This window comes from Enterobacter cloacae complex sp. GF14B, assembly GCF_004136805.1.
In the GTDB taxonomy this organism is placed as follows: Bacteria; Pseudomonadota; Gammaproteobacteria; order Enterobacterales; family Enterobacteriaceae; genus Enterobacter; species Enterobacter hormaechei_C.
On sequence record NZ_QFRV01000095.1, the window covers coordinates 1 to 13,292 of the forward strand.

The window sequence follows — 13,292 nt, forward strand, 5'->3', positions numbered from 1 at the left end:
CGCTGGCCCAGCAGGCACTGAACACGGCCAGAACGCTGGTCCGTGAAACGGAACGTCAGCGCGGCGTGCAGAAGGCGAGCGTCGGGGCGGGAAGCGCAATGCCGGACAGCGTACTGGCCCTGCAAATGATCCTCAGCTCCATGCGCGACAAAGAGACGCTGGCGCAGCGGGATGTGCAGCTGGCGCAAAGCCGTCTGCTGGAGCTTACGGGGCACGCGATTACGGCGGTTCGCGGTCCGCTGCCGCGCTATCAGCGTCTTCCTGCCGATGAAAAAACGTTGCAGGAGGGGATCGTCAGGCACCCGGAAGTGGAGGCCGCACGACGTGAAGCCGAGACCGCGAAAGCGCGTTCAGCGCAATCTGCTGTGGCGGCGATACCCGATGTGGATGTGGAGGTCTATTACGCCCACCGCGCTGAAGGCTATGACGATATGGCTGGCGTGATGTTCAGCGTGGATCTGCCTCTGTTCCAGTCAAAACGTCAGGACAAGGATTACGCCGCCGATGTTTCCCGCTCTATGCAGGCGGTGGATCAACTGACGCTGCTCAAGCGCGAACACATTGCCCAGGTGCAAACGCTGGTGGCGCAGTATCAGGCTGCGCAAACGGTGTGGCAGCGACAGCGGGACGAGGTACTACCGTTGCAGCGTCAACGGCTGGCGGTACTGACGGCGCAATATCGCTCTGGACAGTCGGCGCTTCCGGCCCTGCTGGAGGCGCGTCGTGGCGTACTGGATACGGAACTGGCGGTGAACCAGGCGGAGCGCGAAATGGCGCGAACCTGGGCTGCCGTGAACTGGCTGATCCCGCAGGAGCTGGCGCAATGAAAAAAACAACGTTAATGGCGATTGCCATCGCGATAGCTGCCGCTGGCGGCTATTTTGTCGGAAAGAAGCAGACGCATCAGCCGGCTGCGGCTGCACAACCCTCTGAACGTAAGGTGCTTTACTGGTACGACCCTATGGTGCCCGGTCAGCGCTTCGATAAGCCGGGTAAATCCCCCTTTATGGATATGGATCTGGTCCCGCGCTACGCCGATGAAGCACAGGCGGCGTCAGGCGTGGCCATCAGCACTCAACAGCAGCAAAACCTGGGGATGAAAACCGCCAACGTTGAGATGCGCCAGCTGGTTTCGCCGTTCTCGGCCTTTGCCACGGTTGCAACGGATGAACGTAACGTCTCGGTGGTGTCAGCCCCGGCCAATGGCGTGGTGTCAAAATTGTTTGTTAATGCGCCGCAGCAGCAGGTGAAAGCCGGAGAGGCGCTGGCGCAACTGTGGATCCCGCAGTGGACCACCGCCCAGCAGGAGTATCTCGCGGTTCGTCAGCTTGGCGATGCCGCATTGACCCGCGCCGCACGCGAGCGGCTGGCGTTGCAGTTTATGCCGGAAGAGGTCATTCGTTTGCTGGAGCGTAGCGGTAAGCCGCAGACCACGCTCACCCTGCGCGCTGACCGGGCGGGGTATGTGGTGAAACTGGACGTGCGGGAAGGGGCGCAAATCACCGCAACGGCGCCGCTGTTTGAGATCGCCAGGCTCGATCCGGTCTGGCTGGTGGTCGATTACCCGCAAACGCAGGCGCAGTCTCTGGCAGTGGGCAGCAACGTGGTCGCAACGTCAGAAAGCTGGCCGGGGGAGCAATTCCACGGCACGGTCAGCGAATTGCTGCCGCAGATGGAGACGACCACGCGAACCCTGAAAGCCCGTATCGTGCTGGAAAATTCCGCACATAAGCTGAAGCCGGGTATGTACCTCTCCGTCAGGCGTGCGGAAGAGATGAAAGGCCCGCCGGTGCTGGCGGTGCCGGAAGAGGCGGTGATTAACAGCGGAGAGTCTGCGCGTCTGCTGCTGGCTACCGGGGACGGTTATTTCCGGCCTGTGACGGTGACAACCGGCCTGACGGCGCAGGGCTGGACGGCGATCCTGTCCGGGGTCAAACAGGGCGATAAGGTGGTGACGTCCGGGCAATTCCTCATTGATTCCGAAGCCAGCCTGCGTAGCGTGATGCCGGAGGTGACGCCATGATTGCCGCTGTGATTCGCGCCTCGTTGCGTAACCGCCTGCTGGTGATCCTGGCCGCACTGATGATGGCCAGCTGGGGCTGGTGGGCGGTGCAGCGCGCGCCGCTGGACGCGTTGCCCGATCTGTCTGATGTGCAGGTCATTATCAAAGCGAGTTACCCCGGGAAAGCGCCGCAGGTGATTGAAGATCAGGTGACCTGGCCGCTGACAACCTCCATGTTGTCTGTGCCGGGCGCCAAAACCGTGCGCGGTTTTTCAATGTTTGGTGACGCTTATGTGTATGTGCTGTTTGAGGATGGCACCGATCTCTACTGGGCGCGATCCCGGGTGCTGGAATATTTAAGCCAGGTACAGGCGCAGTTTCCGCCGGGCGTGAAGGTGTCGCTGGGGCCGGATGCGACGGGCGTCGGCTGGATCTACGAATATGCACTGATCGACCGTAGTGGAAAACACAGCCTGGCAGATCTGCGGGCCCTACAGGACTGGACGCTTAAGTTCGAGCTTAAGACGGTACCGAATGTATCTGAGGTGGCAAGTATTGGCGGAATGGTGCGTCAGTATCAGATCGTGGCGGACCCGGCGAAAATGCGCGCGCTGAATATTACCCACAGCCAGCTATCCGGCGCGGTGCAGGCCGCCAATAAGGAGAGCGGCGGCGCCCTGCTGGAGATGGGCGAAGCGGAGTATATGGTGCGGACAACGGGCTATTTGCGCTCGCTGGAGGATTTTCGCAATGTGGTGATCGCCACCCGCGATGGCGTACCTGTCCTGCTGAAAGATGTCGCCACCATTGGCATTGGCCCGGAGATCCGCCGGGGTGTGGCGGAGCTTAACGGTGAAGGGGAGGTTGCTGGCGGCGTAATCGTGATGCGCTACGGGCAGAACGCGCTGGAAACCCTTCGCGCGGTAAAAGCGAAACTGAGCGAGCTGCAAAAAACGCTGCCGCAGGGCGTCGAGATTGTTCCGGTCTACGATCGTTCCACGCTGATTGAGGACTCGGTCAAAACGCTGACGCACAAGCTGCTCGAAGAGTTTGCCGTGGTGGTACTGGTGTGTGCGCTGTTCCTGTTCCACCTGCGCTCCGCGCTGGTGGCGATGGTCTCTCTGCCGCTGGGGATCCTCGGGGCTTTTGTGGTGATGCACTATCAGGGCATTAACGCGAATATGATGTCGCTCGGCGGGATCGCCATTGCCATCGGGGCGATGGTGGATGCCGCAATTGTGATGATTGAAAACATGCACAAGGTGCTGGAGCTGTGGCGGCATGATAATCCGGGCAAGGAGCCCGCGCCGGGGGAATACTGGCGTCTGGCGGAAAAGGCGGCGGTTGAAGTGGGACCGGCGCTGTTTTGCAGCCTGTTAATCATCACGCTGTCATTTATACCGGTTTTTTCGCTGGAAGCGCAGGAGGGGAGAATGTTCTCGCCGCTGGCGTTCACCAAAACCTGGTCGATGGCCGTGGCCGCCGGGCTTGGGATCACCCTGGTGCCGGTGCTAATGGGCTTTTTCATTCGCGGGAAAATCCCGGATGAGAAGGCAAACCCGATCAACCGCCTCCTGATCCGCCTGTATGAGCCGCTGCTGGACAAGGTACTGACCTTCCCGAAAACGACGCTGGCACTGGCATGTCTGCTGCTGATCGCCACGCTCTGGCCGCTGAGCCGCCTGGGAAGCGAATTTATGCCGCCGCTGGAAGAAGGAGATTTACTCTATATGCCCTCCACGCTGCCGGGGATCTCTGCTCGCGAGGCATCACGGCTGCTTCAGCAGACGGACCGCTTGATCAAAAGCGTCCCGGAGGTGGCGAGCGTGTTTGGCAAAGCCGGTCGGGCGGAGTCGGCAACCGATCCCGCGCCATTAACCATGCTGGAAACAACCATCCACTTTAAGCCCCGCGAGCAGTGGCGGCCAGGAATGACGCCGCAAAAGCTGGTGGAGGAGCTCGATAAAACCGTGTCGCTGCCGGGCATTGCCAATGTGTGGGTGCCGCCTGTCCGTAACCGCCTGGACATGCTGGCAACCGGGATCAAAAGCCCGGTCGGCATTAAGGTGAACGGCAATAATATTGCCGACATTGAGCGTGTGGCCCGGCAGATTGAGCAGGTGGTGAAGGACGTTCCTGGCGTCTCCTCTGCGCTGGCGGAGCGTCTGGAAGGCGGACGCTACGTGGATATTCGTATCGATCGGCAAAAAGCCGCGCGCTACGGCGTTTCCGTCGATGAACTGCAAAGCCTGGTCTCCACGTTGGTCGGGGGCGATAACATTGGCGAGGTGATCCAGGGACGCGAGCGGTATCCCATCAACCTGCGTTATCCCCGCGATTTACGTGATAACGTCGACGCGTTGCGGGTGTTGCCGGTAGTGACCGCCAGCGGTAGCCAGGTGGCGCTGGGGGAATTGGCCGATATAGTCGTGACGGAAGGCCCACCGATGCTAAAAAGTGAAAACGCGCGCCTTTCCAGCTGGATCTATGTTGACTTGCGCGGGCGCGATCTGAAGTCCGCCGTGGATGAAATGCAAAAACGGGTGGGAGAGAAGGTGGTATTGCCGCAGGGCGTGTCTCTCTCCTGGTCCGGGCAGTTTGAATATCTGGAACGGGCGACCGCGAGGCTCAAAATAGTTTTACCTGTCACGCTGATGATTATATTCGTCCTTTTATGGTTAACCTTCAGGCGGATATCAAATGTCCTGATAATAATGGGGGCATTGCCGTTCGCGCTTATTGGGGGCGTGTGGTTATTGTGGCTGCTTGAATATAATTTGTCAGTGGCGGGGGCCGTTGGCTTTATCGCCCTTTCCGGAGTGGCGGCAGAATTCGGCGTAATTATGGTTCTTTATTTGAATCATGCGATCGATAAATATCACAGGCTGGAGCCAGAAGGGGGAAATACGGTGCTGATGCGGGCGATCCACGAAGGTGCCGTGCTGCGCGTGCGTCCGAAGGTGATGACGGTCGCCACTATTATGGCAGGACTGCTGCCCATCATGTGGGGGAGTGGGAGTGGCTCGGAGGTGATGCAACGTATTGCCGCGCCGATGATTGGTGGCATGGTAACGGCACCGTTATTGTCGATGTTAGTTATTCCCGCACTCTACAAATTGTTACATCAACGTTAAATATGTCAACTGCATGTGCTTATTCAGGCATGCAGTTTATGTATCCTCAGATTATTCCCAGGAACGGGATGGTAATTAGGAATAACACCCATGCTGTTAAGCGTTCATTCAAGTATTCTGTGTTAAGCTCTGCACCGAATACTAAATATGGTAATGGCATTGTGATTGTACGAATTAAATTCCCCCTGATTTTGTTGTTTATTATTGGGCAGTTATCGTGTGCGTTTGCTGTTAATGCAGACAGCAATACAGCGGATAAAGGCTGGTTCACCACCTTCACGGATAACGTCGCGCAAACATGGAATGAACCTGAGCATTACGATCTCTATATTCCGGCCATTACGTGGCATGCACGTTTCGCCTACGATAAAGAAAAAACAGACCGTTATAACGAACGTCCGTGGGGGGCCGGCTTCGGTCAGTCTCGCTGGGATGAAAAAGGTAACTGGCATGGCCTGTACCTGATGGCGTTTAAGGACTCCTACAATAAATGGGAGCCTATTGGCGGTTACGGCTGGGAAAAAACCTGGCGTCCGTTATCAGACGACAACTTCCGTCTCGGGCTGGGCTATACGGCAGGGTTTACGGCGCGTGATAACTGGAAATACATTCCTGTTCCGGTACTGCTGCCGCTTGCCTCCATTGGTTACGGTCCGGCGACGTTTCAGATGACCTACATACCGGGTACCTATAACAACGGTAACGTTTACTTTGCCTGGATGCGGTTTCAGTTTTAACTGAGTTTTTCTGCTAAATCGGCCAAAAAATGCACAGACATGGAAATGTAAAGAATAAAAATCGGACAGCGAAAATTAACGCGACTTTTGTCACTTTTTATCAAAGATCCGCTGGACAAAACGCCTCACAATTGTTGTACTGATACCCGACACAGCATTTGTGTCGTTTTTTAATGTAAAGGTAATTTTGATGTCTAAGATTAAAGGTAACGTTAAGTGGTTTAATGAGTCCAAAGGATTCGGTTTCATTACTCCTGAAGATGGCAGCAAAGACGTGTTCGTACACTTCTCTGCAATCCAGTCTAATGGTTTCAAAACTCTGGCTGAAGGTCAGCGCGTAGAGTTCGAAATCACTAACGGTGCCAAAGGCCCTTCTGCTGCTAACGTAATCGCTCTGTAATTCAGACGCGTCAGCAAGAATTTCAAAACCCGCTCAATGAGCGGGTTTTTTTCGTTCTGAATCAACCGATAAGATAGATCTTCAGGAAGCTGGCGACGATCGCGACGCTTAGCAATACCATACCCACGCCTAAGAGATTTTCTTTCATGCTATCACCCTCGTTCAATATTGAGCCAAGAGTGACAGAGAAAAATTAAGCCAACATTAAGGTTGCCGTGCTTAATGTCCGCTGGCGGAGGAAAATAACCAGAATGCGATCGCAGTCATCGCAAACGAGCCAAGCATGTTAACGGCAATGTTCGTCAGCGCCCAGCCCATCCGGCCTTCCTGAAACAGAAACACTACCTCCGCAGAGAAGGTAGAAAACGTTGTTAAGCCGCCGCAGAAACCGGTTGTAATCAGAACCTTCCACATAGGGTCGATGTTGGTCATGCGATTAAACCAGGCCAGCCCCATCCCAATAATAAACGCCCCGATCAGATTTGCCGCCAGTGTCCCCATCGGAATGGCCTGATGCAGAGGGTTAAACCGCATGCTTAAGAGCCACCGCGCAACGCTACCCGTGCCTCCACCAATAAAAACGGCTATAAGTAGTTGTAACACTGTCAATACCTGCTATTTGCTGTGTAAGTGCGTCGAGTGTAACGCTGTTTTTGACCGGGAGACAATTATGTATGTTGCAGTAGGGCAGTTCGCGGTGACGCCGGACTGGAATGAAAACGCGGAAAAATGCGTCTCCCTGATGCATGCGGCGAAGCAAAAGGGGGCGTCGTTGCTGGTACTTCCCGAGGCGTTACTGGCCCGTGATGATGGCGATCCGGACCTGTCGGTAAAGTCTGCGCAAACGCTGGAAGGGGCGTTTCTGAAACGACTGCTGGCCGAAAGCGTTGGCAACACGCTCACCACCATATTGACGGTCCATATTCCGTCCTCGCCGGGGCGCGCGGTGAACACGCTGGTGGCGATACGTGAGGGTGCCATTGTCGCGAGCTACGCCAAACTTCATCTGTATGATGCGTTCAGCGTTCAGGAGTCGCGCCTGGTCGATCCGGGGAGTGTAATTCCGCCGCTGATTGAGGTGGAGGGTTTTAAGGTTGGCCTGATGACCTGCTACGATATCCGTTTTCCCGAGCTGGCGCTGAACCTGGCATTGCAGGGGGCGGAGGTGCTGGTTCTGCCCGCCGCGTGGGTCAAAGGACCGCTTAAGGAGCATCACTGGGCGACGCTGCTGGCAGCACGCGCGCTGGATACCACCTGTTACGTGGTAGCCGCGGGTGAATGTGGTAACAAAAATATTGGGCAGAGCAGGGTTGTCGATCCGCTGGGGGTGACGGTTGTTGCGGCAGCGGAGAGGCCTGCGTTATTGCTGACGGAGATAATTTCAGCCCGAATAGCGCTTGCGCGGCAGCAATTACCTGTTCTGCGCAACCGCAGGTTTGCGCCACCGCAATTAATGTGATGTTTTTTTCAACAATGCTTGATTCACCTTGTTACAGATTGCTATTGTGTGCACGCGCCAAATGACCGTTAATACGTTCAGGTTTTTTGGCGGAATGCAGCCTGTTTCATGTAAAGAAGGTATTTATGGGTGAGATTAGTATTACCAAACTGCTGGTGGTTGCCGCACTGGTCGTCCTGCTGTTCGGTACCAAGAAGTTACGCACGCTGGGTGGAGACCTGGGTGCTGCCATTAAGGGCTTTAAGAAAGCAATGAACGATGACGACGCGGCAGCGAAGAAAAGTGCCGAAGATGACATCACTGCACAGAAGCTTTCACACAAAGAGTAATGGCAATGCTGCAAGGCTTGCATAAAAAAACCGGCTCACGAGGCCGGTTTTTTGTTTTACTGTAAATAAATTTTACAGCTTTATTTCACTTCTTCGCCCTTCGCCTGCATATCGGCGTGATAAGAGGAGCGAACAAACGGACCGCACGCGGCATGGGTAAAGCCCATCGCCATCGCTTCGGCTTTCATTTCATCGAACTCATCCGGGCTTACGTAACGCTGTACAGGCAGGTGGTGACGGCTTGGCTGGAGGTACTGGCCCAGCGTCAGCATGGTGACGCCGTGGCGGCGCAGATCGCGCATCACTTCAATGATCTCAGCGTTGGTTTCACCCAGGCCGACCATCAGACCAGACTTGGTTGGAATATGCGGATGGGCTTCTTTAAAGCGTTCCAGCAGCTTCAGCGACCAGTTGTAGTCTGCACCGGGACGTACCTGACGGTAGATACGCGGTACGTTCTCCAGGTTGTGGTTGAACACGTCTGGTGGCGTCGCGGTCAGGATATCGAGCGCGCGATCCATACGGCCACGGAAATCCGGCACCAGCGTCTCAATCTTAATGTTCGGGCTTTTTTCGCGGATGGCGGTAATACAGTCAGCAAAATGCTGAGCACCGCCATCGCGCAGATCGTCACGGTCAACGGAGGTAATAACAACATAACGCAGCGCCATATCGGCAATCGTCTGCGCCAGTTTTTGCGGTTCGTTAGCGTCTGGCGCAACGGGACGGCCATGGGCAACGTCACAGAACGGACAGCGGCGGGTGCAGATGGCACCCAGAATCATAAATGTCGCGGTACCGTGATTGAAACATTCAGCAAGGTTAGGGCACGAGGCCTCTTCACAGACAGAGTGAAGACCATTTTTGCGCATCGCCGCTTTGATCCCCTGGATACGCGAAGAGTCGGCCGGAAGTTTGATTTTCATCCATTCCGGTTTTCTTAACAGCGCCTCGCGCTCTGTAGCCACGTTTTTAACCGGGATAAGGGCCATTTTATCGGCATCGCGGTATTTAACACCGCGTTCCATCACAATGGGTTTACTCATAGCGTGCGTGTTCCAGTTGCGAATATCGAAGGAAAGCGTTTCAATTCAAGGGAATGTTGTAATTATCAACTATTTTTGAACGAACGACAGGCAGTATATCATTTAAAGGGGCGATAAAGCAGCCTGCCAGGTCGCCAATTTGTAAAATAGTTGTTGTTTTGTGCCTTTTGCCCCGCTTGCGGCAGGGGCTTGCGCTGAAAGGCGGGATCAGAAAGCCTGGCGGATCACGTTAATGACGTTTTCCAGCACCGGATCGCGCAGGCTTAGCTTGTTGTAATGCAGTGAGATTTCAACAGATTCCGTCGTAAGTTGACTCAATGGAATGCTCTCCAGCGGCCAGCATTTTTGAAGTAAAGCGAAGAGACGCACAGGCATAATACAGAGCAAATCGCTGCTGCCAATCAGGGCCGCGAGGGTAAACATATTGTAACTGCTGAAGCTGATCAGACGGTCCGGGAACAGTTCGTCAATACGCTGGCGCAGCGGGTCCGGGCCCTGCCCCTCGGACATAAAGGTTGCATGTTCGTAATGACGCAAATTTTCAGGCGTTAAAGGTGCGCTCAATACAGGATGATTCTGACGACAAACGAGCGCCAGAGAGTCGGTATAGAGAACGTTATGCCCTAATGCTCTGGCCGCGAAGCTGTTGCTGTCGATGATCAGGTCCGTCTGGAATTGCGCCAGCTGAGTTTCCGGATCGTTAACGGGCACATTGCGGATCAGCAGCTGTGGCGCATGCTGTTTAACAGCCTGGTAAATAGCGGGCATGACCAGAACGCCCACAGAGGGAGAAGTGCCTATGGTGATGGTTCGTTGCTTATCGTAACTGCCGGTGAGATCCAGCGCGCCCAGAATCGATTCCAGACCCTGGCTGATGTACTCATGCAGATGGGTTGCGTACGCGGTGGGGGTTACGCCCTGGCCTTTACGAATAAATAAGGGATCGGGAAATATCGCGCGCAATTTTTGAATTGACTGGCTAATAGCAGAGGGTGTGAGATTAAGAATTTTCGCAGCATTAACGATACCTTTGTGGACATATACCGCCTCAAAAATAGTCAATAAATTGAGATCAATATTACGTAAAGTCCGGAAAATTTGCGGCTTATCTTCGCCGCTGGTTTCATTCAGGCGTTTGGCTGGTAAATTAGTAGGCTCCACGCTCTTACTCCGTATCCATTCACAATATGAATGATAGTTGAATTTATTTATTATGCTTGCAGAGATTCGTAAAGTGTTTCGTAAGTTTCCCTTGTTTATCGAAAACAAGCAGTTGGGTGATTATCACGCACGTTACACGATACCCGGTGATGGTACTATTAAGGTTCTAATTAATATGGGACGCTAATATATGGGCGACTCGAAAATATAGAATATGCGGTTTATTGTAAAGCGTAAATGCGGCAATTAAGCAGTGGCTGGTCAAATAACCGAACCACTGCCGGAAGTGTGTTAAGCAGCAATATATTCGTGGTCAGGATTGTTAAGCAGCGCTAAAAACTTCTTCAGAAGCACGGGGCGGATATTCTCAGGCGTGGCGGTAGTGACCCACTGGCGCATTTGCGTCATTTCCATACCCGCATACCCGCATGGGTTGATGCGCTGGAAAGGGGTGAGATCCATATTGATATTCAGCGCCAGCCCGTGGAACGAGCAGCCTTTACGGATACGCAGCCCCAGCGAACAGATTTTCTTCTCTCCCACGTAGACGCCCGGGGCATCGGCGCGAGGATGAGCGTCGATACCGTACTCAGCGAGCGTGTTCACCACGGTCTGTTCCAGTAAGGTCACGAGCTCACGTACGCCCAGCTTTCTGCGTTTCAGGTTAAGCAGGACATACATTACCTGCTGGCCCGGGCCGTGGTAGGTTACCTGTCCACCGCGATCGCTCTGGATCACCGGGATATCACCCGTCATCAATAAATGTTCGGCTTTTCCTGCCTGGCCCTGAGTAAACACCGGCATGTGTTCAACCAGCCAGATTTCATCAGGGGTGGTGTCATCGCGCATATCGGTAAAGTCATGCATAGCCTGAGAGACTGGCTCGTAAGGCTGTATCCCAAGATGGCGAACAAGAATTTTATCCTGGTACAAAAGGACGTCTCCGAAGACAAGGGAGAATAGGTAACGCGGAGTATATCACAGCGGGGAAGTGGGTTACCCGGCAAACCGGGTAACCGCAGAGGGACTACAGCACCATACGAACAATTTCGATATTGCCGAGCTCTTCGTACAGCGTCTCAACCTGCTCAATGTGTGTCGCAGTGATGGTGATTGAGACCGAGTGGTAATTACCTTTGCTGCTCGGTTTGACTGATGGAGAGTAGTCGCCCGGCGCATGGCGCTGTACCACTTCAACCACCTGATCAACCAGCTCAGGTTTCGCCAGACCCATTACTTTGTAAGTAAAAGGGGTAGGGAATTCAAGCAGTTCGTTAAGTTTGGTTTTCATGTCAGCTCCGGCGTGTGTGTAAAAAATAATAACTCCCGCCACGGGGCGGGAGTTTTACTGATACGTAGTATATGGGGATCAAAATCACACTTTCAAGTGTTCAATTTTTAACCAAACCAGTGATGGAACATCAGCTTAATGTAATCAATGATTTTGCCGAAGAAATTGCCTTCAGGAATCTCCTCCAGCACCACCAGCGGGCGTTGATCGATGGTTTTGCCATCCAGCTGGAAGTTGATAGTACCCACGACCTGATTCTTTTGCAGCGGGGCGTGCAGCTCGGTGGTATTCAGCACATAGCTGGCTTTCAGATCTTTCATACGACCGCGTGGGATAGTCAGATAGAGATCTTTGTCCACGCCCAGGGAAGCGCGGTCGTTATCGCCAAACCAGACAGGTTCAGAGGCAAATTCTTTACCGGCTTTCAGCGGGTTCACGGTTTCGAAGAAGCGGAAGCCCCAGGTCAGCAGTTTTTTGCTTTCCGTTTCGCGTCCTTTAAACGTACGCCCCCCCATCACGGCAGAGATCAGACGCATCTGGCCTTCAGTGGCGGAGGCCACCAGGTTATAGCCAGCTTTGTCGGTGTGGCCGGTTTTGATACCGTCGACGTTCAGGCTGTTGTCCCACAGCAGGCCGTTACGGTTGGTCTGACGAATGCCGTTGAAGGTGAACTCTTTCTCTTTGTAGATAGAGTACTCGTTTGGCACGTCGCGGATCAGCGCCTGACCGATCAGCGCCATGTCACGCGCGGAGCTGTACTGACCCTCGGCGTCCAGGCCGTGAACGGTCTGGAAGTGGCTGTTTTTCAGACCCAGCGCGGAGACGTAGCTGTTCATCAGGCCCACAAACGCGTCCTGGCTGCCCGCGGCAAAATCAGCCATGGCCACGCAGGCGTCGTTACCGGACTGCAAGTTGATGCCACGGATAAGCTGAGAGACCGGAACCTGCATGCCAGGTTTCAGGAACATCAGCGATGAACCTTTGAACACGGGGTTGCCGGTTGCCCACGCATCGTTACCGATAGTCACCAGGTCGGTTTCTTTGAATTTGCCTGCTTTCATAGCCTGGCCGATAACATAGCTGGTCATCATTTTGGTCAGGCTGGCCGGATCGCGGCGGGCATCGGCGTTCTGTTCTGCCAGAACTTTGCCGGAGTTGTAATCAATCAGGATGTAGGATTCCGCGTCGATCTGCGGAACGCCAGGGATCATGGTCTTGATGTTCAGGTCATCCGCGTGAGCTGCGGAGAACGCAGCAGCGCAAAGGGCCGTGGTCAGCGCCATGCGCTGCACAAAACGAGCAGAAAAAGTGGTCTTCATGGTCAGAACTACGACATCCGTGATGGAATTAAAAAAGTGCCTTACTATAGCAAATGCTATACGGGCAGGCATCCGACTTTCATCATGAGAGTGTTAACGTGGTTTACACAAACTGACATTTCGGATACCACCGAATAATTATTTTGCAACAGCGATAAACGACTGGAGCTGCGCCTCGCTCTGCAAACGCTGTTGCAGGGATGCTGCCTGCGATTTGCTGGCAAACGGACCCATCTGGATACGCCATACCGCACCGTTTTGCTCAACGCGGCCTGGCACGCCAAACTGTTTGCTTAAACGCTGCTGATATTGCTCTGCACGGGTCCGATCGCTGACAGCGCCAACCTGAACCACGTAGCTGCCGCTCGCCGTCGCAGGCGCCGCAGTCTGCGTAGCAGCAGGCGCGGTCAACGG

At 54.4% G+C, this 13,292-nt stretch carries 14 protein-coding genes; 7 read left to right on the forward strand and 7 right to left on the reverse strand.

The window, feature by feature from the left end; translation table 11 throughout:
• The 5 genes from DD606_RS21505 to cspE all read left to right on the forward strand — a co-directional run.
• Positions 1–827: TolC family protein (locus tag DD606_RS21505; RefSeq protein WP_129259101.1), on the forward strand; the 827-nt coding region annotated here is incomplete at its 5' end.
• Positions 824–2,023, forward strand: coding sequence for an efflux RND transporter periplasmic adaptor subunit (locus DD606_RS21510; protein ID WP_129259103.1), 1,200 nt, complete (start codon positions 824–826; stop codon positions 2,021–2,023). The genes DD606_RS21505 and DD606_RS21510, both read left to right, overlap by 4 nt.
• Positions 2,020–5,136 (forward strand): efflux RND transporter permease subunit, encoded by a 3,117-nt coding sequence (locus DD606_RS21515; RefSeq protein WP_129259105.1) that lies wholly within the window; start codon positions 2,020–2,022, stop codon positions 5,134–5,136. Before DD606_RS21510 ends, DD606_RS21515 begins: the two co-directional genes overlap by 4 nt.
• A 119-nt stretch (positions 5,137–5,255) precedes the next feature.
• Entirely contained in the window at positions 5,256–5,873 is a 618-nt protein-coding gene (gene pagP / locus DD606_RS21520; RefSeq protein WP_129259107.1) for a lipid IV(A) palmitoyltransferase PagP, read from the forward strand.
• 190 nt (positions 5,874–6,063) lie between these two features.
• The gene (gene cspE / locus DD606_RS21525; protein ID WP_002439184.1) at positions 6,064–6,273 is read left to right on the forward strand and encodes a transcription antiterminator/RNA stability regulator CspE; all 210 of its coding nucleotides are present in this window, start codon (positions 6,064–6,066) and stop codon (positions 6,271–6,273) included.
• A 219-nt stretch (positions 6,274–6,492) separates the two neighbouring features.
• Here cspE and crcB read toward each other — a convergent pair whose 3' ends face one another.
• Positions 6,493–6,876 carry a fluoride efflux transporter CrcB gene (crcB, locus tag DD606_RS21530; protein ID WP_017382474.1) on the reverse strand — a complete coding sequence of 128 codons (384 nt, stop codon included), beginning with the start codon at positions 6,874–6,876 and terminating at the stop codon, positions 6,493–6,495.
• 67 nt (positions 6,877–6,943) lie between these two features.
• On the opposite strand from crcB, the gene DD606_RS21535 reads away from it, so the two are divergent.
• Positions 6,944–7,732, forward strand: coding sequence for a deaminated glutathione amidase (locus tag DD606_RS21535; protein WP_045896883.1), 789 nt, complete (start codon positions 6,944–6,946; stop codon positions 7,730–7,732).
• 125 nt (positions 7,733–7,857) lie between these two features.
• A complete protein-coding gene (tatE, locus tag DD606_RS21540; protein WP_003858723.1) occupies positions 7,858–8,061 on the forward strand; it encodes a twin-arginine translocase subunit TatE in 204 nt (67 codons plus the stop codon).
• Between the two features lie 80 nt (positions 8,062–8,141).
• Here the strand turns inward: tatE and lipA are convergent, their stop codons facing one another.
• The 6 genes from lipA to DD606_RS21570 form a co-directional block, all read right to left on the reverse strand.
• Positions 8,142–9,107 (reverse strand): lipoyl synthase, encoded by a 966-nt coding sequence (gene lipA, locus DD606_RS21545; protein WP_006809637.1) that lies wholly within the window; start codon positions 9,105–9,107, stop codon positions 8,142–8,144.
• A 207-nt stretch (positions 9,108–9,314) separates the two neighbouring features.
• Positions 9,315–10,268, reverse strand: coding sequence for a YbeF family transcriptional regulator (locus DD606_RS21550; protein ID WP_023315623.1), 954 nt, complete (start codon positions 10,266–10,268; stop codon positions 9,315–9,317).
• Positions 10,269–10,559: 291 nt separating this feature from the next.
• Positions 10,560–11,201 carry a lipoyl(octanoyl) transferase LipB gene (gene lipB / locus DD606_RS21555; protein WP_032608853.1) on the reverse strand — a complete coding sequence of 214 codons (642 nt, stop codon included), beginning with the start codon at positions 11,199–11,201 and terminating at the stop codon, positions 10,560–10,562.
• A gap of 94 nt (positions 11,202–11,295) precedes the next feature.
• On the reverse strand, positions 11,296–11,559 hold the full coding sequence (gene ybeD, locus DD606_RS21560) for a DUF493 family protein YbeD (protein WP_003858718.1): 264 nt from the start codon (positions 11,557–11,559) through the stop codon (positions 11,296–11,298).
• 107 nt (positions 11,560–11,666) lie between these two features.
• Entirely contained in the window at positions 11,667–12,878 is a 1,212-nt protein-coding gene (gene dacA, locus DD606_RS21565; protein WP_003858714.1) for a D-alanyl-D-alanine carboxypeptidase DacA, read from the reverse strand.
• Positions 12,879–13,016: 138 nt separating this feature from the next.
• The coding region (locus DD606_RS21570; RefSeq protein WP_176691457.1) for an SPOR domain-containing protein at positions 13,017–13,292 on the reverse strand (276 nt) is incomplete at its 5' end.